Source organism: Hyphococcus sp. D3-15 (assembly GCF_055809375.1).
In genome coordinates this window covers 245,038-266,522 of the sequence record NZ_CM147910.1, presented here as the reverse complement: position 1 = coordinate 266,522, position 21,485 = coordinate 245,038, and the positions used below count along the sequence as shown (strand labels likewise).

Genomic DNA, 21,485 nt, shown 5'->3' with positions numbered 1-21,485 from the left:
CCTTTAATAAGGCTTGGCGGTTCGAGGGTGTCGCCATTTTTTGAAGCCGCCGCAGGCGGCTACCTTGAACCCTCTTCCCTAACAAAGATTCCGGGTTCTTGGCTGCCGCCTGCGGTCAGACACGAAAGAACTGTAGACATGACTAACATAGAAGTTCCCGTAAAATTCGAGTGCTCAAGCTGCGGACCGACCAAACTCAAAATTGACGATGAGCTTGGCGACGCGAGTCCCGTCCACTGCGTAACGTGTGGGGCCGATTTCCAAACTACTTGGGGTGAGGTTCAAAAGAGCGCTGTTGATAAGCTCGCGGGAGACATTTTCAAAGGCCCGGGCTGGAAGATTTCTTAGTCCGCACTGAAACATGTCGTCAGCGGTGACCATCATTTCGCTGATCTGCATAATAAAAGCCCGGCGCTTGTCGCCGGGCCTCCCTTCTTTGCTTTGCAGTGAAGCGCTGCGCGTCAAAATGCAGTGCTGTGCTTTGATCCGTTAGGCCGCTTGATGGCGCTGCCAGTAGCCTTTCCACTGGCGGCTGACCGGCGCCGTCATGGCGTTGCGGACAATGCGCGACGCCAGAGCGCCATTGCTTTCGCGGCAATGATCAGCGAGCCATGCAGCGTGCGCGGCGTACTGGTGAAGATACTGCGCCGAAACGTGGTGATGCTGACCGCCAACCATGCGGCGAAGGCGTGAGAAGTAGCTTTCCGCCTGATTGGTGCAGGCTCCGTTGAGCGAATAGGCTTCCGAGTGGTTGATGCGCTTCAGCGGGAAGATCGCTTCCAATTCATCCCAATGCGCGGCCTCGTCTGCATTCAGGCGAGCCGTGCGATCAAGGCGCTCCATGGCGAACTCAACGCCTTCCGCTTCACGGCGGGCGACTTTCGTCAGGGTGCGGCCATTACGCTCGCGAAGCGCGATAACAACGCGGCGCTTGCTAGAACGGTTTTCTTTCAGGCGGCGGTCAACGCGCTTGGCTTCGACATTGTGCGGGCGGACGTGACCGCCAAAGTAGGCGCCGTCAATCTCGCATTCGTTAGCAAGCGTTGCGTCTTGTGTTTCCAGCGCCAGCGCTTCGCGGATTTTGTGAGAGAGAACAAAAGCCGTGCGATATTGAACGCCAATGTCACGGCTCAACTGAATCGAAGAAACGCCCTTCGCCGCATTCGCGAGAATGCAGATAGCCGCCAGAATATCCATGAAGGATAGCTTGCGGCTGGCGAAGATCGTTCCGGACGTAACCGAGAACTGATACTTGCAAGCCCGGCATTCGTATTTGCGGCGCGACTTGATCGAATAGGCGTCGCAGCAACCACAGCGCGGGCAAACCGCTTCGCCGTCATTTTCTGGCCAGCGAAGGGCGCAGAACTTGGCGTAGGCCGCATCTTCCCCGCCCTGATAAATATCCTTTAGTTTCAGGGTCTTGGAGGCGGCGGAGAGGAGAAAATGTTGGCTCATTGCATCATGTCCGTTGCTTATGCAACGTATATGATGCTTGTAATTGCTGCGTTCAAGGGTTATTTGCAACATATATGATGTAATAACCGCAGGAATGTTACATGGCCGAGCTAACCCCTTGGGAACAAAAGGCAAAAACCCTTCTCAGAGTAGAGATGACTAAACAGGGCCTTTCCTACAAAGACTTACAAAGTAAACTCGCCGACATTGGGGTGGTCGAGGAAGAACCGGCCATTAGAAACAAGGTCGGGAGGGGCAAATTCTCCGCCGCATTTCTTCTGCAGTGTTTAGCCGCGATGGGTTGCACTACGTTGGTGCTGGAGTAGTTGCCGCACTGCTTATCGCTACGGCGATATATACCCAGCCGCGTGACCTACGCGCTTACAGTGACACTGAGAGCGAACAAAGCTGTCCCTATAAGACATATCACGTATCCAACGATCCTGACGGCGGAATCGAGTTTAGAATCGAACGCGACGCGGAAGCCTGCAAAGAGCATGGCAAGGCCGCCAGGAATGCCGAGGAAGGCCCACACAAACCTAGAACAATCGCCGAAGCAGACCTTCTCGCGCAAAAACAGATGGCGCACTGGACGCTCTGGATCGGCGTATTCACCGCAGTTGGTTTGGCGGTGCTTTATACTACTTTCTACGAAACCCGGCGCGCTGTTGTGGAAACCCGCGAAATTGGGGAGGCGCAAACTAGAGCCTACCTTGCTGCCGTTTCGGCGGAGCACATCGAAGCGCCGCCCCAACGGATCGCCATCAAGTTGGTCGTTAAGAACTTCGGCAATTCCCCGTCGATGGGCGGCGTCCTGAGCCCCACCTATGAGCTTGGGGTTAGACAACCTGCCGCGCCGCACTCCAACTTCGCAGTTATCGAGCACGAGGGTAGCATACACACGCTGCCCGTAATATCTGCCGGGGCAGAAGAAACCTTTGTGGTTTCTCTTGTCAGCAACGGATTCCCAACCACTCCTGACCTGACTCCATTCGCCGATGATATATTTGACGTTCGCGTGGCTGTGGACCTCTGGTGGTTTGATGTGTTTCGAGCGGTCACTCGCGCGACTATTCACATTGACGAGGAGTCGGTACGCGCCACCGGTTTGGACCGAAGCTTGGTTCCGCTGAAAGTCACTACCAGAATGAGCCGCCGCAACCGACCCCAAAAAGAAAAGCGCAGCCCCCGCAAGAAGGCTGACACGTCGCAGCCCGCTCCATAGCCTGCCGTCCCGCTTGGTCGCTACCGCATTAATCACATATCCCGTTCCCCGACCCTAGGCGCAAGGCAGGGAAACCGGATTCCGGCTCCTGCGCTTGATGCATAAGGCCGGAATTCTTTCACCAAACCCGCATTTGGTGCGTAGTTATCCTCATGTTTTCCAGCGGGCTTATACTCACGCTCACTGGTCATCCCTTGTCTGTGCGGCGGCGTTTGAACATGCCTGCGCCTTCGCGGTGATGATCGTTGTGAGTATGGATATTGCTGCGGAGATGCGTTCGCAGCGCGCGCCCGGAGTCCGTCTTGAGTATAACAACGTATACAGATCAATTGTTCCACGTGGAACAGCGCGGCCTGAAAAGGCAAGAAAGGCCCGGCAGGCTTTCGCGATCGGCGGCGAGGTTACGCCGCGCGGTCGAGCAGGGCTTTCAGGCCGTCGGGCAGGTCGTCTTTAAGGTCGCGCAGGCGTTCGATCAGGCGGCGCTCATTGACGTCGAATTCGCCATCCTGGCCGATGCGGCTGGCGAGCCAGTCGGCTTCGGTCTTGGTGAGTTTTTCCGCTTCGCCGATCTCCGCCGCGCGCTTTTCATTATGCTCGCCATATACGGTTTTGTTATCGGCATAGGCGTCTTTGACCGCGCCGAAGCCGCCGGAGACCATGCGTTTGAAAAATCCGCCTACATTGACGGAGGTGTCTTTCGCCCAGGCGTTGCGGCGGAAGGCTTCTTCGCGGCTCGGCGCCTTATAGCCAAGATGCGCCATCAGATGGTTGACGATGCCTTGCACGAAAAGCTCCGTCCACGCCGGATTATTGTGCGCATGTTCAACGGCGTCGTTGATGTCGAACAAAAGCTCCGCCTCGCGGCGGGTCACGGCGACATGGCCGTCGCCGCCGGCGGCGAAGATGTATCGCTTGATCAGCATCGCATCCTGCTTGTCGACCACCGGCCCGTCGGGCTTGGCGCGGATCATTTCCTTGATCTGCTCGCCGGCGAACTCCGCCATCCCTGCGGTGGTCTGGTCTGCGGTTTCCATCAGCTTGACCATCAAAGTGATTTCAAGCGGGTTGGCGTGATCGTTGCGCAGAATGCGCGCTTTCAGGCTGGCGAATTCTTCCGGCGTCAAATAGCCCTGAGGCTCTTCTTCGCGGAGGTAAAAGTCCGCCGCCGCTTCGGCGAAGAACTGGAACCATTCAGGGTCGCCTGCTTGCGCCCGGTCGCCAAGATCGAACAAAGCATCAAGCTCTGCCGGCGAAACCACGCCATCGGCGAACACCGTTTTGCGCAGGAACAACACTTCGTCAGCAGAGACAAAGCCGTCTGCGCCGATGGCGGCAAGGCGGGTCGAAAGCGACGGATTAGACATGGGTAAGGCTCCCCGAGGGTAAAGAGATGGGGGATCATCGCTGTTCGAGGTTAAAATCAGGGAAAGGAAATCGGTTGGGATTGGCGTTTAAGGAAGCATTAACCGGCCGGGAGGGCGCGCCCTTAATGAGGCAAAATTCCGCGTCCGAAGGCGACGGCGAACCCGACAAACAGGGCGAGCCAGAGCGTCTGCAACGCAAGCGCCGCCACCGGCTTCGGGCCGACCTCGAACAGATCCTTGAGCGAGGTCTTCACGCCCAGCGCCGAAACCGCGACGACGAGGCAAAAACGGGCCATGTCCGCGATGGCGCCGCGCGCCGCATCGGGCACGAGGCCAAAGCTGTTGGCAGCCATCAGCGCGGCGAAACCGAACAGAAAGAGCGGGAAGGCGCGCCCTGTCGCTTCTGCTCCGGCCTGACGGGAAAACATCATGGCGATGATGAACACGGCGGGCGCCAGCAAGGTCACGCGCATCAGCTTGACCACGGCGGCGACTGCGCCAGCTTCGTCGGAGACGATGTATCCGGCGCCGATCACTTGCGCCACATCATGGATCGTGGCGCCGAGAAAGACCCCCGCCTGCATGTCGGTGAAGCCGAACAGATGGGTGAGCGACGGGTAGGTGACCATGGCGATGGTGGACAAAGTGGTGACGCCGACCACGGTGAGAATGAGATTGCGTTCGCTCTCTTTGGTCTGCGGCAGGACCGAGGCGATCGCCATCGCCGCCGACGCGCCGCAAATCGCAACCGCCCCGGCGGACAAGGTCGCATGGGGCGCGGAGAGCCCGGCGCTGCGGCCGATGAGGACGCCCGCCGCGATGGTGGTCACCACGGCGGCGATGACAAGCAGCGCCGTCGCCCAGCCAAGCTCGGCGATCTCCGAAAACGTGACCGATGCGCCCAGCAGGATCACCCCGAGCTGCAACACCCGCTTCGATGCGAACTGGACCCCGGCCTGGGTCTTCGGGTCTTCATTGAGGAAGTTGAAGGCGATGCCGAACAGGATCGCATAGAGCATCACCGGGCCGCCATAGCGCGAGGCGATGAACAAGGACGCAAAGGCGACCGTGACCGCGAGCAAAAGTCCGGGCGCGAAGGCGCGGGCTTTGTCGGTCAAGCTTGCAAGGGCGATCACGGTGAAGAATGGCTTTCGGATGCGGCGAGGGGGCCGGTCTTACTCTGCTGCGCGCAGCGCGTCTTCATCCATCTTCATGGCCGGCATGGAATGGGTGCGGCGATCACGATGGCTGACCATGCGGAAATGCAGGTCTTCGATGCATTTGCGGCCGGTGCGCGTGAACAGGAAAGGGAAAATCCCGTGCAGCAGGCAGGCGAGGCCGGAAAACACCATTTTCGCGCCAAAGCCAAAGGCCATGCCCATATGCTCAACATAGCTTTCGCCGACGCTGGCTGGGTGTTCTGTAAAGGCGCGCTTTATCATTGGTTTGAAATTCCCGTCATTCAATGCCGCGAGGATAGGCGAAACAGGCGGAAAATTTATGCTATTTAGGTGTTTAGAAAAACTAATTGTTGCGAGTTTTTTCTAATTTTGGCATATATTTTGGAATGGACTCCACCGACAAAGCTATTTTGAGCATTCTGCAACGCGATTCATCGGTTCCGGTTAGTGATATCGCCGAATCGGTCGGGCTGTCCGCCACGCCCTGCTGGCGGCGGATCAAAAGCTTGAGGAAGATGGCGTGATCCGGGGCCGTGTGGCGCTGGCTGACATGGCGGCGCTGGGGCTCAGCCTGACCGCCTTCATTTCGGTCAAGACCGCCCACCATAATGAAGCCTGGCTGAATAAATTCGCAGAGGTCATCCGGCGCATTCCCGAGATCGTCGAGGTCCACCGGATGAGCGGCGAGATCGATTATCTGATGAAAATCGTGGTGCCTGACATGGTCCATTATGATCGCGTCTATAAACGCCTGATCTCCGCCGCGGAGTTTTCCGACGTCACCTCGACCTTCTCCATGGAAGTGCTGAAGCAGACGACGGAGCTGCCGGTGGACTACGCCTAGGGCTATGCGCGGCCCCTCGCGGCGCGGTGATGCTCCGTCCCCTGATTGAAGCTTTTAGGACACACTTCGCCCGGCCTGCGACAGGCCGTGGCAGTTTCGAATAGACATCGGGAAGTATTTACCATTTCCTCTCCGGCGGGAGAGGCGGCGCAGTCCGATATTTGTCTGCGGGGTTCGTTACTCACACAAAAACTGGCCAGGGCATTCCGGCAGCGCAGCACGCGCCTGCACGGGGGTGTTGCCATTGGCGTTACCCAGCTCCCTGCGTTGCCGGGAGCGGTCAAGGCAAGAAGGAAAATGTTGTAATGACCAAATTCAAAATGATGTTGTTGTCGTCGGCTGCGCCGGCGTTGTTTCTCGCTTCCGGCGCTGCGCTGGCTCAACAGACGCCGCCGGCCGATGAGTCAGACGCCGACGTTATCGTCGTCACCGGCACGAACATTCGCGGCGCCCGCGTCAACGAAGCGCTTCCGGTGACCATTATTGGCGAGGCGGACATGGCCTCCATCGGCGGCATTGACGGGGAAGACCTGATCCGGTCGCTTCCCTCGCAAGGCGCGGTGAGTTTCCGCGACGACAACACCGACACGGTCAATGACGCGCGCGGCGACGTCGCCTCCATCAACCTGCGTTCCATCGGGTCGAGCGGCACGCTGGTCCTGCTCAACGGGCGCCGCGTCGCGCCGCATCCGGGCACCCAGGCCGAGCTGTCAACGCCTGTCGTCACCACCAATGTCAACGCGCTGCCGGTCGGCGCCATCTCCCGCGTCGAAGTCCTCAATGACGGCGCCTCGGCGATCTACGGCACCGACGCGGTCGCCGGCGTGTTCAACACCATTTTGAAAGACAATTACGAAGGCCTGACCTTCGGAGTCCGCCACGGGACTTCGATGGGAACCGAACTGGACGAGCAAGCCTTCACGCTTGAAGCCGGCAAAACCTTCAATGGCGGCAAGACCAATATAACCTTCTCAGGCGAATATTCGCGGCGCGACGGCATGTTCGCCAGCGAGCGGCCCTATTCCGCGACGGAAGACCGGGTTTCCTTCGCTGACGGCACGATCTTCGAAGGCGACGGGTCTTTGAACAATCGCAGCAGCCGCAGCCCGTGGGCGTCCTTCACCACCAACGGAACGCGCGTGCGCCAGAATGGCGATTCCCTGACAACGTCGAGCGGATCATTCCATATTCAGCCGACTTCTTACGATTCAGAAGACACTTGCCGGGGCACGACCGCGACTGACCTTACCGCGCCGGACATCTGCATCGCCGACGGCCGCTCCTCCTCGGATCTTTATTATGACGGCGCCGATGTGCGGTCGATCACTTCCGACCGCAACCGGTTCAACGGCTTTGCATTCCTCAATCACGACATGGACAACGGCGTCCGGCTCTATAGCGAATTCGGCTATTATTACGCCGAGACGACGTCGACGCTGGAAGCCATCACGTCGATTTCCTCCGGCGATATCGTCATTCCGGCGAGCAACTACTGGAACCCGTTCGGCGCGCTGACGCTTCCGGGCGGCGCACCCAATCCAAACCGGCTGGACGGTCTCACAGGAGTGCCGGATGAAGGCCTGCCGATCTTTGTGGACGGCGCCCGTTTCCGGCTTGTGGATGCGGGACCGCGCCACATCAATGTGAAGAACAACACCTGGCGCGCGCTAATCGGCGCCAAGGGTCAGATCCGTGACAGCGGATGGGATTTCGATACGGCGATGCTTTACTCGCGTGCGAAAACCAATGACTGGACGGATAACCGGATTTCCTCGACTCTGTTCCAGGAGAATTTGGCGCTCGCAACGCCTGACGCCTACAATCCGTTCAATGGCGGCGATCCGAACAATATCAATTTCGGCGACTCCACCCTGAACCCGGCAAGCGTCATCGACACTTTCCGCGTCGATGTGCAGCGTCTTAGCCGCAGCGAAATCGGCGTCGCCGACTTCAAGGTTGCGAATGGCGATGTGTTCCAGTTGCCGGGCGGCGGCGTCGGTCTCGCGCTTGGCGTCGAGGGCCGTTACGAAGCCTATATGGAAGATCGTGATCCGCGCCTCGACGGCACGATCACCTTCACCCAGGCGGTGACCGGCGACGTCATTCTCTCTGACGCCGCGGGCTCCAGCCCGACTCCGGACTCCTCCGGGTCCCGCACGGTCTGGGCGGGTTTTGCGGAAACATCCATCCCGCTGGTCAGCCCGGAAATGGGCGTGCCGCTGATCCACACATTCGATGTGCAGGCGGCCGCGCGCTATGAATATTACTCCGACTTCGGCGGTAGCGGAATCAAGCCGCGTGTCGCCGCCGCCTGGAAGCCGTTCGACTTCATCAAGTTCCGCGGCGCCTGGTCGCTCGGGTTCCGCGCGCCAAACCTGCTGGTGGTGAACGAGTCGGTATTCCGCTCGAACAGCCGCGAGGATGACGTGTTCTGTCAGGCGGGCGCGTTGAACGGAACCTTCACTGACTTCGGCGATTGCTCCGGCTACACCGAATCCCGCGAAGAGCGTCGCACGGTGCAAGAAGGCATCGGCCCGGAAGATGATCGCAACATCACTTACGGTCTCGTGTTCGAGCCGACAGGCGTCTTCGATAATCTGACCATCACCGTCGACCGTTGGACCATTCGCCGGGAAGGCGTGGTCGGCGTGTTCGGCGGCGCAAACCATATCGCGCTCGATCTGGTCTTGCGGTCCATGGGTTCATTCAATCCGAACGTTGTTCGCGACGATCCAACCGCTGAGGACATCGCCTTCTTCGCCGGCACCGGCATCACAGCGGCCGGTGATATCCTCTATATCGAAGACACCTATGACAACAACGAAACCATCGATGTGTCGGGCACCGACTTTGCGCTTTATTATTCCTTCGACGAAACGGCGCTGGGCGATTTCGACCTGAAATTCAACGCCTCGAAATTGCGTGAATTCTTTATCGGCATTTCACCGGGCGCGCAGCAAATTCTTGATGCGCGTGAAGCCGGCATCATTCCGGAAGACATTCCGATCGATCAGGAAGGCGACATCATCTTGCAGGACGGGCAACCGATCTGGCGTCTTGGCGCGTCGCTCACCTGGCGTCACGACAGCGGCTTCGGCGGCGGCGCACGGGTCGACTATACGAGCCCGTTCATCGACACTGGCGTGGGCTTGAGCGGCGACGAGGACGGCGATCTGCCGTTTATCGTCGGCGCATTTACGACGATGAACCTCTATGGCCAGTATGAGTTCGAAGACACCGCCGGCATTTTCGCAAATACAAGGCTGCGGGTCGGGGCGAACAACCTCCTCGACAAAGATCCGCCGCTGGCCGACCAGGCGAACGGGTATGACGCGGGCTATCACAGCGCGCGTGGCCGCTATCTTTACATCGATCTGCGTAAAGAGTTTTAATCGCCGGGAAACCGGATTGTGACGCAGTAACGACAGGAGGCCGCATGAGCCAGGCGCATAAACCAATGCAACAGGCGATTGCGGCCTTCTTCTTTTTCATTGGCGTGATGGGTGTGGCGGCGGCCGGGCCTGTCACCATCGAAGGAGCGCATTGCGAATTCGAAACAGTGACAATTGACGCAACATTCGAGGGCGGGCGGCTCGCCGCCTGCCGCGAACGGCGCAAGGGCGACTATGTTCTCGCCATTCGCCCTGAAGGAACGCCGATCAATCCAAGCCCGTGGTATGCTTTTGACATCACCTCGACGGACAAACGCAAAATTACGGTCACGCTGGATTATGGCGATTACAAACATCGCTATGCGCCGGATGTGTGGACCCAGGAAGAGGGTTGGCGCCCCTTTGACGGCAAGGTGCATCTGAAACAAAAGGGCGCGCTCGCCGCGCTCAAGCTGGATCTTGGCGAGGGGAAATCGCTTCGCCTCGCCGCGCAGCCCTTGATCCTGCGCGAGGATACCGAACGCTGGATGCGCGCGATCGCTGATAGCGATGAAGGCGTCGCTTATCGCTTGCTTGGTCCCTCGCAGCAGGGGCGGCCGATCCACATGCTGGAAACCGGCGCGGAACATGGCGACTGGCTTCTGGTGATCGGCCGCCAGCATCCGCCGGAAACAACCGGCGCAATCGCCATGCAGGCGTTCGTCGAACGCATGCTCGGCGATGATGCGAAGACGCGGGCCTTTCGTGAAAAGGTTGGGCTGCTGATTATTCCGATGCTCAATCCGGATGGCGTCGCAGCGGGCAATTGGCGCCTTGAGTCCTCCGGCAAGGATATGAACCGCGACTGGGGGCCGTTTGAAAAGCCTGAGCCTGCTCTGGTCCGCGATGCAATTGAAAAACGAAAGGCCGCCGGCAAGCGGCTGCTCGCCGGGCTTGATTTCCATTCAACCAATAAGGATGTGCTCTACACCCAGCCCGATGACGACACGGAATTGGGGTGGTTTCCCGGCGCATGGCACGCGGCGATCAATGCGCGTATCGAACGTGAAACGCCGGGCGCGCCCGGCATGTCGCGCGACGCGGGTCACAATCCCGGCGCGCCGAATTACAAGACATGGATCAACCTGACTTATGGCGTTCCGGGCGTCACGGTTGAGTTCGGCGATGAAACCGATCCTGCGCGCTTGCGTCAGATCGGGCGCATCGCCGCCGAGGAGTTGATGCGATTACTGGCGCCGGAAGCTGACTAGCGCCGCTTATTTTTTGCGCGGACCGATATAAAGACGCTCTCCGGCGAAATCGAACACTGCGCTGCGTTCGGCGAAAATGTCCGCGCCGACCAGACAGAATGGTTCGTTTTCATAGCCGAGGTCCTTGAATATCTGCGCGTCATAAACCACATAGACTTTGTTGCGCCACACCGCGCCGCCGATTTTTACGCGCCCGATTCTGACGGGTTGTACGCGGTCGGATATGTCGAACACATCATTGATGCGGGAGCCGTCGCGAAGGCCGCGCTGATGCACGGCGTTGCGCAATTGGTCTTCAAGCATCTGCCGCAAAGCCGGCGTGTTGAAAATCGTTCCCGAGGCGCCGAGATCGATGACGCAGGGCATGCTTGTCGGCCCGACTTTCAGGGTGACCATGAACAGTTTCGCCGCCGGGCCGGATGATGGAAACCTCGCCATCTTGACGCGAGTCCAGCGCCGGCGCCGCTCCAGCTCGGTCTCGGGCGCATAGAGCCGGAAGACCTTTGCTTCAATATCAAGATGCACCGCATATCGGGTCAACAGGTCCAGCCCGAGGACGCCTTGCGGCGGCGTATTGGGCGGCGCCCAATCGGGCAGGATGACGCCTACATGGTCTTCAAGTTTGACGCCCGAAAATTCCAGATCGCCAAGAACATAAGCCGGCATGCTTTGCGCGCCGGAAAGTCCGAGCAGTTGGATGGTCCGACCCGGCGACGATGCGAATTCCTGTCGCTCAGCGAGGTTGGCGAAGATGGATGTAATCGTCGCCCCGGAATCAACGATGAAATCATGCGGGCCGGACCCGTTGAGCGAGCCTTCCACCGTGAACCAGCCCTGATAGGCGAGCGTGTAAGGCAATTCGGCGACCGGCGTCGCGCCTTCCACCGGCAAGGCCATCGCCGCCGGAATTGCCGGCGCCAGCCAGGTCAGCGCGCACAAGGCAAGGGCCCGGCTCGCTAGACGATTATACAACGATTTCATCCGCCCTCCCTGTGACCGGAAAATCGCGCTCCCGTCCTCATCCTAAGCCAGCTTTGGGGCGTGTCATCAGCGTTGGGTGTTGGAATGCAGCCCCAGATTGCTTATTCTCCTTAATGTGATGTGTTGGAGGCCTCATGATCCATATTGTTCGCCGCCTGCCGTCTGCGGTTCAAAAAGCGGTTTTCGCCATGTCCGTTCTCGGCTTGCTCGCCGGGGCGCTGCTTTTGCTCGGCTAGCAGGGATTCCGGTGCCGAGAGCCTGAAAAACCTGCCTTTTGGCTCGGTTTGCCCTTGCAAGATGGGGCTCTTGGGCTATAACCCGCGCCTTCTGATCGACCGCCGGGCCATTTGGCATGCCTGGGCGGTTTTGTTGCGCGCCCGAAAGGGCCCTTAAAGGAAAAGCAAAATGCCCAAACTAAAGACCAAATCAGGCGCCAAAAAGCGCTTCAAGATGACCGCCTCCGGCAAGGTCAAAGCTGGCCCGGCCGGCAAACGCCACGGCATGATCAAACGCACTCCGAAGCAAATCCGCCAAAATCGCGGCACCGATCTGCTTTCCGATGCGGATGCGAGAATCGTCAAAAAATACATGCCCTACGCCCGGTAAGGAGGTCTCAACATGTCACGAGTGAAGAGAGGCGTCACCGCCCACGCCCGCCACAAAAAAGTTCTCGGCAAAGCCAAAGGCTATTATGGCCGCCGCAAAAACACCTTCCGCGTCGCCAATCAGGCGGTGGAGAAGGCCGGCCAATATGCCTATCGCGACCGTCGCGTCAGAAAGCGGAATTTCCGCGCGCTCTGGATTCAGCGCATCAACGCTGCATGCCGCGAGCTTGATTTCACCTATGCGCGCTTCATCAACGGCCTGACCAGGGCTGGCATCGAAGTCGACCGCAAAGTGCTCGCCGATATCGCAGTGAAAGAGCCGGAAGCCTTTAAAGCGCTGGCCGACAAGGCGAAAGCCGCCCTCGCGTAAAGCCGCGACAAAGCAACAGCATTAAAAAAACCCGCCAGTAAATGGCGGGTTTTTTGTTGGTGAAGGAAGGCGTTGTTCAGGCGGTTTTCCGCTTCTTCCGCATCGAGCGCATCATGAAAGCGCCGCCAGCAAATAAGAGCGCTGCGGAGGGCAGCGGCACTTCAGAAGGCGCCGCGCTGACCGTGAAATTATCGATGAAGAAGCGGTCGCGCACATTCGGCGAGAACTCGCCATTGCGGATGATGATGCTGGCGATGGCGATATCTGACAGCACGCCGAAAAAGCCGGCATTCGGCGTGACGACCGTGCCGATCAGCGCATTCGCCGCGTCATAGAGTTCGATGGTTTGCGGATTGCCGGAACTTAAGAACTCCAGCGAAAAGGCGAATGCTGGCGCATCGAACACGGCGCTGATAGGGCCGACGCTGTTGTCTGCCGTCGTTGAACCGGCGTCCGTCAAAGCGTCGGATCCGAAAAGGATATTGCCGGGATTGCTCGCCTCCGGCGATCCGAAATCAACCCCTGCGAAATCGCCGTCATTCGCGCCGGGCGTAAGCCCGTCGAAATCGATCACAAAGGTCACCGGTCCGGTGGCGCTTGTGTAGTTTGTCTCGTCCGTGAACGTCATCGTTGCGGCTTGCGCAGAAGCAAATAGCGCCGCGGCGCCCAACATGGGCGCGAACATTTTGTACATTAGAAGGTCTCCCACCTTGTGACGGATGCTAATTCCGCCGTGCAACAAGCGTATGTTTCGCCGCCGGCGCTGTCAAATGAGCGCATAAAGGGGTGAGTGGGCGAGGTGCGGACAATTTCTGCGGGAAAAAAGCGACCCGGCAAGGCGCTTGATAATAAAGCGAATTTCACTTTTCGGCAGATTGAATTTCGCAAAAAAGGTACGCAACACATACAAAAATCTTGACGCGGGCATCGATTCGCGTTGCAATTGTGCGTCGCAGCAATTGCGACCTACGAAAACACAAGGAGACGCCCGGACCTTCGTTAACCTATTGAAAGGAAATCGAAATGATCCGGAAGACAATTTTCGCAACCGCAGCATTCGCCGTCTCTCAAACGGCAGCTTTCGCGGCCGAAACGGTCGTTCAGTTTGACCGCGACCGGCTTGATGACGTCGCCTATGTAGAGGCGCTTTACGCAGAACTCGAAGACGCAGCGACCGCCGTCTGCAAGAAAGAGTTGCTTGGCTCGCCGCTTTATCTATCCATGCTGAGAAGCTGCATTGAAACAACACTTGAAGAGAGCGTCAAAAAGATCGCTTCTCCGACCCTGACCGCCTATGCTGACGATGAAGCCCCGCCAGTGCGGATGGCTTCAAAGCAATAGCAGACCGGGCCTGGCGGCCCGCGCCTTCTCTCACCGGACAGGCGAAATGAGCGGGCCCTCGACAAGAGGGCCCGCTCTTTATATGCAGAGGGCAGGATTTCCAGGAGCCGCCCCGTGACCTTTTTCGAGTTCTTCTTTAGGAGCGCTGTTTGAACGGGTGACCGAAGCGGTATCTGCCGGTAAGCGTCATCCCGAGGATGGCGCTTTTTTTACGTCTTGAAGAATGGAGACCGGACGCGATGTCCGACATTGAACAACTTGAATCCGAGCTGAACGCTAAAATCGCCGCCGCTGAAACGGCTGCGGCGTTAGAAGAAGTGCGCGTCGGCGCAATCGGCAAGAAGGGCGCGGTTTCCGAGCGGATGAAAACCCTCGGCAAGATGAGCCCGGAAGAGCGCAAGGAAATGGGTCCGGCGCTGAACGGGCTGAAAAACCGGATTACTGATGCGATCGAGGCGAAGAAAGCGGCGCTTGAGGATGCGGCGCTGAATGCGCGTCTGGCGTCGGAAAAGGTCGATGTGACGCTGCCTGTCCGGCCGGAGCCGAAAGGCAAAATACACCCCGTCAGTCAGGTTACGGAAGAAATCGTCGCGATCTTTTCCGCCATGGGATTCGATGTCGCCGAAGGGCCCGACATCGAAGACGATTTCCATAATTTCACCGCCTTGAATTTTCCGCCCGATCATCCGGCGCGGGAGATGCATGACACCTTCTTCTTCGAGCCGAAGGAAGACGGCTCGCGCATGCTTTTGAGGACGCATACATCGCCGGTGCAGATCCGCACCATGATGTCGCAAAAGCCGCCGATCCGGATCATCATTCCGGGCCGCACTTTCCGCTGCGATTCAGACCAGACCCATACGCCGATGTTCCATCAGGTCGAAGGGCTGGTGATCGACAAAAACGCCCATATGGGTCACCTCAAGGGAACGCTTGAGGCCTTCGTCAAAACCTTCTTTGAGATTGACGATGTGAAGACGCGCTTCCGCCCGCACTTTTTTCCGTTCACCGAGCCGTCTGCGGAAATGGACATTGGCTATGACCGTGTTGGCCCCAAAGGCAATGAAGAAATTCGGTTCGGACAGGGCGCATCCTGGATGGAAATCCTCGGCTGCGGCATGGTGCATGCGAATGTCTTGAAAAATTGCGGCCTCGATCCGGACGAATATCAGGGTTTCGCCTGGGGCATGGGCGTCGACCGCCTGGCGATGCTGAAATACGGCATTCCCGATCTGCGCGATTTCTTTGCATCGGATGCGCGCTGGCTGGAGCATTACGGATTCGATCCGGTCGATCAGCCAAGCCTGTGGGCGGGGTTGAGCAAATAGGAGCTGTTCATGAGCTACTACATCGCAAAAACTGTTTCCGGCGAGTTTGACGCTGTGATTGAGCGCGTGATCGAGGCCTTGAAAAAAGAAGGTTTCGGCGTTCTCACCGATATCGACGTCGCTGCGACTATGAAGAAAAAACTCGACGTCGATTTCCGGCCCTATCGTATTCTCGGCGCCTGCAATCCGAAAATGGCGCATCAGGCGCTGACGCTTGAAGACAAGATCGGCGTCATGCTGCCCTGCAATGTCATCGTTCAGCAAACGAATAAAGGCGTCGAAGTCGCCGCTGTTGATCCGCAGGCATCGCTCGGGCGCGTCGGTAATCCGGCGCTCGATGAAGCCGCAATGACGGTCAAGGCGGCGCTGACGCGAGTTGTAAACGCACTTTAAGAAAAGAATGCACCCATGAAGTTCACCCTGTCCTGGCTTAAAGAGCATCTCGAAACCGAAGCGAGCCTTGAGACGATCGTCGAGACGATGGTTGCTGTCGGTCTTGAGGTTGAGGAAGTTGACGATCCGGCGGAACGTTTGTCCGCTTTCACTATTGGCGAAGTCATCTCTGCGGAAAAGCACCCTGACGCGGACAAACTGCGCGTGTGCAAAGTGGCGACGAAAGATGGCGAGAAGCAAATCGTCTGCGGCGCGCCGAATGCGCGCGCCGGCATCAAGGTGGCTTTCGCGCCGGTTGGCGCCTATGTGCCGGGCATCGATGTCACATTGTCGAAAGCGAAAATTCGCGGCGTTGAATCCCATGGCATGATGTGTTCCGCGCGCGAACTCGAAATGGGTGACGATCATGACGGCATCATCGAGGCGCCGTCTTCGGCAAAGGTCGGCGATCCTGTCGCGGAAATCATGGGCGTTAATGATCCTGTCATCGATTTTGAGGTGACGCCGAACCGGCCCGACACTAACGGGGTCAATGGCGTTGCGCGGGATCTCGCAGCGGCCGGTCTCGGCAAGCTGGCGACGCCGGAACCAACTGTGATCAAGGGCGCCTATCCGTCGCCGCAGAAGGTCGTGCTGGATTTTCCTGCAGATGCGGCGAACGCCTGCCCGGTCTTCGCTGGGCGCTATGTGCGCGGCGTGAAAAACGGCCCGTCGCCCGAATGGTTGCAGGACAAGCTGCGCGCGATTGGCCTTCGTCCGATCAGCGCGCTGGTCGATATCACCAATTATATGTCTTACGACCGTGCGCGTCCGTTGCATGTGTTCGATGCGGACAAATTGAACGGCGTTGTTCGCGCCCGGCTCGGCAAAAAAGGCGAAAAATTCCTGGCGCTTGACGGCAAGGAATATGAAGTTGACGAGACCATGTGTGTTATCGCCGACGATGCCGCCGTGCTCGGGCTTGGCGGCATTATGGGCGGCGAAGATACGGGTTGCACGGAAGAAACCACAAACGTCTTCATCGAATGCGCCTATTTCGACCCGCTGCGCACGGCGAAGACGGGACGCAAAACCGGCATCGCCTCCGATGCGCGCTATCGCTTCGAGCGCGGCGTTGATCCGGCCTTTATCCTGCCCGGCATGGAAATGGCGACGCAGCTGGTCATGGATATGTGCGGCGGCGACCCTTCCGAGGTCGAGCTTGCTGGCGCAATCCCGCAGGCGGATAACACAATCCTGTTCCCCCCGTCGGAAGTGAAGCGCCTTACCGGCATGGATGTCGCGCCGGAAGACGCCGAACAGATACTGACGGCGCTTGGATTTGCCGTGCGGAAAAGCGATCCATGGCAGGTGGATGCGCCCTCCTGGCGCCCTGACATTGAAGGCAAGGCGGATCTGGTTGAGGAAATTGCGCGGATCACCGGCTTTGACAAATTGCCGGCGGCGCCATTGCCGGCGTTGAAAGCGGTGGAGACGCCGAAGCTGACGCCGGGTCAAATTCGCCGCCGCCTCGCGCGCCGGGTGCTGGCGGAACGCGGCATGCTGGAGGCGGTGACCTGGTCATTTCTTGACCGCAAACACGCAGAACTCTTCCTGAGCGCCGACGAAATCAAGGCAAAGAGCCTTGCGCTCGCCAATCCGATTTCTTCCGATCTTGGGGTCATGCGCTCTTCGCTTTTGCCAAACCTCATCGCGGCGCTTCAGCGCAATGCGGATCGGGGCCGCAGCGACCTTGCGCTGTTTGAGGTGGCGCCGATTTACGCAGGCGATCAGCCTGCGGATCATCAAAACGCCGCGGGCGGCGCCCGTCTTTCCGCCCCGCCGCGCCACTGGCAGGGCGCCAGCGCGCAGGCGGATGTGTTCACCGTGAAGGCGGACGCCATGGCCGCGCTGGAGGCCGCCGGCGCGCCGGTCGCCAGCCTGCAGACAAGCGCCGATGCGCCGTCTTGCTTCCATCCCGGCCGGTCCGGCGTGCTGCGGCTTGGCCCGAAAGCGCTGGCGCATTTCGGGGAAATCCATCCGCGCGTTCTGAAGGCGCTGGATGTTGATGGGCCGGTATTCGGTTTCGAGGCGTTTCTTGACGTTATTCCCGAGCCCAAGAAAAAACCCACCAAGACCCGCCCGGCGCTCGATGCGTCGGAGCTTCTGCCGTTGACCCGTGATTTCGCCTTTGTGGTCGATGAAGGGGTGGAGGCTGAAACCTTGCTGAAGGCGGTGCGCGGCGCGGAGAAGAAGCTGGTCGCCGGGGTTTCCCTGTTTGACGTTTATCAGGGCAAGGGCGTGGCGGAGGGGCGCAAGTCCCTCGCGGTCGAAGTGACCTTGCAGCCGCGGGAGAAGACCCTCACGGATGAGGAAATCGAGGCCGTCTCAGCGCGGATTATCGCCCAGGTGGAAAAGGCGACGGGCGGAACCCTGCGCGGCTAGGCGGCGCGCCGGAAGCGGCCTGCCTGGGGGTGAAATCCGGCTTGCAGATCGCGCGCGCCCGAGCTATGACGCGCCTTCCGCGCGCCTGCTCCGGCGCTCGATTGGGCCGCATTAGCTCAGCTGGTAGAGCACATCATTCGTAATGATGGGGTCAGGTGTTCAAGTCACCTATGCGGCACCATTTTCCATATCTCGCGGCAGTTCGTTTCACTCGCGCCTTCGATGGGGCGGGCTGACCGTCCGGTCGGACGCTTGGAGCAGTGTTCCTACTTTCTCTCTAACCGGGCGCTGCTTTTTCCTCGCATGGCGGACATTTGGGCCTGTGCGGGGCATGGGCTATGACAGGTGATCCCTGCAATTGGAGGCGCCCGTCATCTTACGAGAAACCATCAAAGCCACCCGCCCGCTCGTCTTCTGGCCGCCGGTCATCCTGCTTTTGTCGGCATTGGCGTTCAGTCTTGTGGATTTTGACGGCTTCTACGCAACGATGACCGCCGCCAAAGACTGGATCTTAGAGTATTTCGGCTGGCTGTTCAGCTACGCGTCTTTTGGCGCTGTGGCGCTCATTGTCTGGGTGGTGATCTCGCCACTGGGCTCCGTGCGCATAGGCGGACCGGACGCCAAGCCGATACTCAATCGCTGGAACTGGTTTTCGATCACGCTGTGCACAACTATTGCGACGGGCATCTTGTTCTGGGGCATTGCGGAGCCGATGTTTCACATCAAGGCGCCGCCGGGCTATGCGCATATAGATCCCTATACAGATGAAGCGTCGCGCTTTGCGCTGTCTTCCATGTTCATGCATTGGACGATTACGCCTTATGCGCTTTATACGGTGCCGGCGCTCTGTTTCGCGCTCGCCCATTATAATCTTGGCCGCCCTTATTCCCTCAGCGGACCGCTATCGCTGATCATCGGAAAGGCGGCGACGGGCCGTGTCGGCGCGCTTATTGATGCGGTCGGGCTTTATGCGCTGGTGGCGGGGGTCGCCGCTTCGCTCGGCGCCGGGGTGATGACGCTGGTTGGCGGGCTTGAGGCGACAACGGGATTGTATGACACCGTTGTTTTGCGGGCGATTGTCACATTCGCCATCGTGGTGCTGTTTGTCGTTTCGTCGATCACCGGCCTGCAACGCGGCATCAAATTTCTGTCCGACATCAATACGCGGTTTTTCTTTGTATTGGTGCTGTTTGTTTTTTTTGCAGGGCCGACGCTCGATATTCTGGCGCTGGGAGCGGAAAGCGCCGGGCAATATATTGTGAAATTCATTCCGCGCAGTCTCGCCTTGGGCGAGCGCGCCGGTGCGGACTGGACCCGCGACTGGACGGTGTTTTATTTCGCCAACTGGCTCGCCTGGGCGCCGGTCACGGCGCTGTTTTTGGGGCGCATCGCCATTGGTTACACAGTGCGCGAATTCGTGTTGTTCAACCTTGTGGCGCCGGCGACATTTGGCGGCATTTGGATGATGGTGTTTGGTGGTGCGGCGATTGGCGCCGACGCCGATACGGCGCATGGGCTTGTGGCGGCGCTTGATGCGCGTGGACCGGAAGCCGTCGCCTATGCCTTGTTCAATACGCTGCCGCTTAGTCAGATCGTCATCGCGCTGTTTATCTCGCTGACTTTCATCTCTTTTGTCACGGCGATGGATTCAAACACGCATTCGATCACCAGCGTTTGTTTGAAGAAGATGAGTCCCGGGCAAAAGCGCCCGCGCGCAGAACGCTGGATCAAAATTTTCTGGGGCGCGTTGATCGGCGCTGTCGCGTTCATCATGACTTCGACTACCGGCATTGAGGGCGTGCGAATGCTTTCCAATCTAGGCGGCTTGCCCGGCCTGTTCATTCTGCTTGGCATGGGAGCGGTGATCATCACCATGCGGGTCAATTGGCTCAGTGAAGTGCGCGCCGCCTCGCAGCCTGCCTCAGCGAAAGAGACCGCAGGGGAAGAACTCAGCCAATAGCGCGGCTTTTTTAACAGCGATATCGCGCGCTTCCGCGGCGCTGACATCGCGCAGCCACGCTGTGTCGCCGGGGCGCATCTGGCCGATCAGCCATTGGTCGGCGGCGATAATCTGCGCGATGCGCGGATAGCCGCCGACGGTTTGCGCGTCACAAGCGAGCAAAAACGGATTCCCGTCTGGCGGACACTGAACCGTTCCCGGAAAAACCGGGCTCGACGCCATCGGCGGATTGGTGATTGAGAGCGGCGAGGAGCCATGCAATTGCAATCCCATCCGGTCGGCGCGGCGCCCAATGGTCCAGCATGCTGAAAAGAATTGCGACGCGCTTTCGGATGACAGGGCGCTGACTTCGGGGCCTGTCGTGGCGCGTAGGAAAAATTCATGGGTTAGTTTCGGCCGCAGGTAGGCCGGAATGTCGCGCGGCGCGCCGGTCTCGCCGCCGGCTGATGAAACTACATCCCTCATCTGCAATGCGCGGCCTTTGATGCCGCCAATTGAAGCGGGCGCATAGGTTGAAACGCTGCCAAAGAAATCATCGCCGGCAACGCCGCCTGAAAATGCAATATAGCAGCGCGCGCCTGAAGTCGCCGCGCCCAGCACAAGCCTGTCGCCTCGCTTCGCCATCACCGCCTGACAGAGCGGTGCGGGCGCGCCATTGAGTTGTGCATCCATATCAGCGCCGCCAAGCGCGAAGCTTGTGGGCGCCTGAAACAGCAGCGAAGGTCCCTGTAATGTGCATTCAAGCGCAGGGGCGTCTGGCGCATTGCCAATCGCCGCATTGGCAAGCGCCAATGAGAATGGATCGGCGGCGCCGGAAAGCGGAACGCCAAGATGGCGCAAGGCCGGCCGGCCAAAATCCTGCACGGTTGTGAAAAGCCCCGGCTTTGTGATTTCAGCGAGCACGTTCATGAGACTTGTGTGTCCAGGCGCGCGAAATTAGCTTCACTGACCGGCGTAAAAACAACTTCTGCGCCCGGCGCGAAAACAAAAGGCTGTTCGTTTGTTGCATCGAAAAGTTTTTTCGGCGTGCGCCCGATCAGCATCCAGCCGCCGGGCGAGGCGAGGGGATATATGCCGGTCATCGAGCTTGCGACGCCGATCGATCCGGCGGGAACGCGCGGTCTCGGGGTGGCGAGCCGCGGTACTTGCAGCGCTTTCGGAAGCGGCCCGAGATAAGCGAAGCCGGGCGCAAAGCCGATCGTCAGTACATGATAGGGCTGCGCTGAATGCAGTTTGATCACGTCTGCTTCGCTGAGCCCGGCCGCCTTGGCGAGCGCCGCAAGGTCCGGGCCAAATTCGCCGCCATAGCAAACCGGAATCTCGATGGTCTTCTGGCGCGCGCCATCGGCACGCGTCGTCTCGATTGCACCCT

General features: G+C 59.1%; 20 protein-coding genes, 1 tRNA gene and 1 pseudogene. 13 read left to right on the top strand and 9 right to left on the bottom strand.

The annotated features are described in order from the left end of the window. Positions 1-174: 174 nt before the first annotated feature. Positions 175-399, bottom strand: a complete 225-nt coding sequence (locus AC0L8G_RS01320; RefSeq protein ID WP_473386183.1) for a hypothetical protein — start codon at positions 397-399, stop codon at positions 175-177. 90 nt (positions 400-489) lie between these two features. Next, positions 490-1,455 (bottom strand): IS1595 family transposase, encoded by a 966-nt coding sequence (locus AC0L8G_RS01315; protein ID WP_473386182.1) that lies wholly within the window; start codon positions 1,453-1,455, stop codon positions 490-492. Positions 1,456-1,556: 101 nt separating this feature from the next. Here AC0L8G_RS01315 and AC0L8G_RS01310 point away from each other — a divergent pair, with 101 nt between their 5' ends. After that, positions 1,557-1,781 carry a DUF6471 domain-containing protein gene (locus tag AC0L8G_RS01310; RefSeq protein ID WP_473386181.1) on the top strand — a complete coding sequence of 75 codons (225 nt, stop codon included), beginning with the start codon at positions 1,557-1,559 and terminating at the stop codon, positions 1,779-1,781. Further along, positions 1,757-2,680: a hypothetical protein gene (locus AC0L8G_RS01305; protein ID WP_473386180.1), complete on the top strand. Its 924-nt coding sequence runs from the start codon at positions 1,757-1,759 to the stop codon at positions 2,678-2,680. Before AC0L8G_RS01310 ends, AC0L8G_RS01305 begins: the two co-directional genes overlap by 25 nt. A 401-nt stretch (positions 2,681-3,081) precedes the next feature. On the opposite strand, the gene AC0L8G_RS01300 is transcribed toward AC0L8G_RS01305, so the two are convergent. The 3 genes from AC0L8G_RS01300 to AC0L8G_RS01290 all read right to left on the bottom strand — a co-directional run bounded on the left by AC0L8G_RS01300 (position 3,082) and on the right by AC0L8G_RS01290 (position 5,486). Beyond that, on the bottom strand, positions 3,082-4,044 hold the full coding sequence (locus AC0L8G_RS01300; RefSeq protein ID WP_473386179.1) for a hypothetical protein: 963 nt from the start codon (positions 4,042-4,044) through the stop codon (positions 3,082-3,084). 122 nt (positions 4,045-4,166) lie between these two features. Next, a complete protein-coding gene (locus AC0L8G_RS01295; protein WP_473386178.1) occupies positions 4,167-5,180 on the bottom strand; it encodes a YeiH family protein in 1,014 nt (337 codons plus the stop codon). A gap of 39 nt (positions 5,181-5,219) precedes the next feature. Continuing rightward, positions 5,220-5,486, bottom strand: coding sequence for a DUF6356 family protein (locus AC0L8G_RS01290; RefSeq protein WP_473386177.1), 267 nt, complete (start codon positions 5,484-5,486; stop codon positions 5,220-5,222). A gap of 125 nt (positions 5,487-5,611) precedes the next feature. Here AC0L8G_RS01290 and AC0L8G_RS01285 point away from each other — a divergent pair. The 3 genes and pseudogenes from AC0L8G_RS01285 (at position 5,612) to AC0L8G_RS01275 (ending at position 10,711) form a co-directional block, all read left to right on the top strand. Beyond that, positions 5,612-6,069: pseudogene (locus AC0L8G_RS01285) on the top strand (Lrp/AsnC family transcriptional regulator). 305 nt (positions 6,070-6,374) lie between these two features. After that, entirely contained in the window at positions 6,375-9,461 is a 3,087-nt protein-coding gene (locus AC0L8G_RS01280; protein WP_473386176.1) for a TonB-dependent receptor domain-containing protein, read from the top strand. A 44-nt stretch (positions 9,462-9,505) separates the two neighbouring features. Next, a complete protein-coding gene (locus AC0L8G_RS01275; RefSeq protein WP_473386175.1) occupies positions 9,506-10,711 on the top strand; it encodes a M14 family metallopeptidase in 1,206 nt (401 codons plus the stop codon). Positions 10,712-10,717: 6 nt separating this feature from the next. On the opposite strand, the gene AC0L8G_RS01270 is transcribed toward AC0L8G_RS01275, so the two are convergent. Beyond that, positions 10,718-11,692 carry an aspartyl protease family protein gene (locus AC0L8G_RS01270; RefSeq protein WP_473386174.1) on the bottom strand — a complete coding sequence of 325 codons (975 nt, stop codon included), beginning with the start codon at positions 11,690-11,692 and terminating at the stop codon, positions 10,718-10,720. Between the two features lie 405 nt (positions 11,693-12,097). Here AC0L8G_RS01270 and rpmI point away from each other — a divergent pair, with 405 nt between their 5' ends. Together rpmI and rplT are read left to right on the top strand one after the other, a co-directional pair. Then, positions 12,098-12,298, top strand: coding sequence for a 50S ribosomal protein L35 (rpmI, locus tag AC0L8G_RS01265; RefSeq protein WP_473386173.1), 201 nt, complete (start codon positions 12,098-12,100; stop codon positions 12,296-12,298). A gap of 12 nt (positions 12,299-12,310) precedes the next feature. Then, positions 12,311-12,667 carry a 50S ribosomal protein L20 gene (rplT, locus tag AC0L8G_RS01260; protein WP_473386172.1) on the top strand — a complete coding sequence of 119 codons (357 nt, stop codon included), beginning with the start codon at positions 12,311-12,313 and terminating at the stop codon, positions 12,665-12,667. Positions 12,668-12,743: 76 nt separating this feature from the next. Here the strand turns inward: rplT and AC0L8G_RS01255 are convergent, their stop codons facing one another. Next, positions 12,744-13,361, bottom strand: a complete 618-nt coding sequence (locus tag AC0L8G_RS01255) for a hypothetical protein (protein WP_473386171.1) — start codon at positions 13,359-13,361, stop codon at positions 12,744-12,746. 329 nt (positions 13,362-13,690) lie between these two features. Here AC0L8G_RS01255 and AC0L8G_RS01250 point away from each other — a divergent pair, with 329 nt between their 5' ends. From AC0L8G_RS01250 to AC0L8G_RS01225, 6 genes are all read left to right on the top strand, one after another. Continuing rightward, a complete protein-coding gene (locus tag AC0L8G_RS01250) occupies positions 13,691-14,008 on the top strand; it encodes a UrcA family protein (RefSeq protein ID WP_473386170.1) in 318 nt (105 codons plus the stop codon). Positions 14,009-14,247: 239 nt separating this feature from the next. Next, positions 14,248-15,336, top strand: coding sequence for a phenylalanine--tRNA ligase subunit alpha (gene pheS / locus AC0L8G_RS01245; RefSeq protein WP_473386169.1), 1,089 nt, complete (start codon positions 14,248-14,250; stop codon positions 15,334-15,336). Positions 15,337-15,345: 9 nt separating this feature from the next. Continuing rightward, positions 15,346-15,729 (top strand): DUF302 domain-containing protein, encoded by a 384-nt coding sequence (locus AC0L8G_RS01240; RefSeq protein ID WP_473386168.1) that lies wholly within the window; start codon positions 15,346-15,348, stop codon positions 15,727-15,729. A gap of 15 nt (positions 15,730-15,744) precedes the next feature. Further along, positions 15,745-18,153 (top strand): phenylalanine--tRNA ligase subunit beta, encoded by a 2,409-nt coding sequence (pheT, locus tag AC0L8G_RS01235; RefSeq protein ID WP_473386167.1) that lies wholly within the window; start codon positions 15,745-15,747, stop codon positions 18,151-18,153. Positions 18,154-18,258: 105 nt separating this feature from the next. Further along, a tRNA-Thr gene (locus tag AC0L8G_RS01230) sits at positions 18,259-18,334 on the top strand. 177 nt (positions 18,335-18,511) lie between these two features. Then, positions 18,512-20,113, top strand: a complete 1,602-nt coding sequence (locus tag AC0L8G_RS01225; protein WP_473386166.1) for a BCCT family transporter — start codon at positions 18,512-18,514, stop codon at positions 20,111-20,113. Here the strand turns inward: AC0L8G_RS01225 and AC0L8G_RS01220 are convergent. Beyond that, the gene (locus tag AC0L8G_RS01220; RefSeq protein ID WP_473386165.1) at positions 20,075-21,022 is read right to left on the bottom strand and encodes a 5-oxoprolinase subunit C family protein; all 948 of its coding nucleotides are present in this window, start codon (positions 21,020-21,022) and stop codon (positions 20,075-20,077) included. The two genes, AC0L8G_RS01225 and AC0L8G_RS01220, sit on opposite strands and share 39 nt — an antisense overlap. Continuing rightward, positions 21,019-21,477, bottom strand: a complete 459-nt coding sequence (pxpB, locus tag AC0L8G_RS01215; protein ID WP_473388930.1) for a 5-oxoprolinase subunit PxpB — start codon at positions 21,475-21,477, stop codon at positions 21,019-21,021. The genes AC0L8G_RS01220 and pxpB overlap by 4 nt, the downstream gene beginning before the upstream one ends. Between the last annotated feature and the right edge of the window lie 8 nt (positions 21,478-21,485).

Coding starts and splice junctions, on each gene's coding strand:
- AC0L8G_RS01310 (WP_473386181.1), top strand. CDS start 1,557: ATGGCCGAGCTAACCCCTTGGGAACAAAAGGCAAAAACCCTTCTCAGA.
- AC0L8G_RS01250 (WP_473386170.1), top strand. CDS start 13,691: ATGATCCGGAAGACAATTTTCGCAACCGCAGCATTCGCCGTCTCTCAA.
- rpmI (WP_473386173.1), top strand. CDS start 12,098: ATGCCCAAACTAAAGACCAAATCAGGCGCCAAAAAGCGCTTCAAGATG.
- AC0L8G_RS01240 (WP_473386168.1), top strand. CDS start 15,346: ATGAGCTACTACATCGCAAAAACTGTTTCCGGCGAGTTTGACGCTGTG.
- AC0L8G_RS01315 (WP_473386182.1), bottom strand. CDS start 1,455: ATGAGCCAACATTTTCTCCTCTCCGCCGCCTCCAAGACCCTGAAACTA.
- AC0L8G_RS01290 (WP_473386177.1), bottom strand. CDS start 5,486: ATGATAAAGCGCGCCTTTACAGAACACCCAGCCAGCGTCGGCGAAAGC.
- pheS (WP_473386169.1), top strand. CDS start 14,248: ATGTCCGACATTGAACAACTTGAATCCGAGCTGAACGCTAAAATCGCC.
- AC0L8G_RS01275 (WP_473386175.1), top strand. CDS start 9,506: ATGAGCCAGGCGCATAAACCAATGCAACAGGCGATTGCGGCCTTCTTC.
- AC0L8G_RS01255 (WP_473386171.1), bottom strand. CDS start 13,361: ATGTACAAAATGTTCGCGCCCATGTTGGGCGCCGCGGCGCTATTTGCT.
- AC0L8G_RS01270 (WP_473386174.1), bottom strand. CDS start 11,692: ATGAAATCGTTGTATAATCGTCTAGCGAGCCGGGCCCTTGCCTTGTGC.
- AC0L8G_RS01300 (WP_473386179.1), bottom strand. CDS start 4,044: ATGTCTAATCCGTCGCTTTCGACCCGCCTTGCCGCCATCGGCGCAGAC.
- AC0L8G_RS01220 (WP_473386165.1), bottom strand. CDS start 21,022: ATGAACGTGCTCGCTGAAATCACAAAGCCGGGGCTTTTCACAACCGTG.
- pheT (WP_473386167.1), top strand. CDS start 15,745: ATGAAGTTCACCCTGTCCTGGCTTAAAGAGCATCTCGAAACCGAAGCG.
- AC0L8G_RS01280 (WP_473386176.1), top strand. CDS start 6,375: ATGACCAAATTCAAAATGATGTTGTTGTCGTCGGCTGCGCCGGCGTTG.
- rplT (WP_473386172.1), top strand. CDS start 12,311: ATGTCACGAGTGAAGAGAGGCGTCACCGCCCACGCCCGCCACAAAAAA.
- AC0L8G_RS01320 (WP_473386183.1), bottom strand. CDS start 399: ATGCAGATCAGCGAAATGATGGTCACCGCTGACGACATGTTTCAGTGC.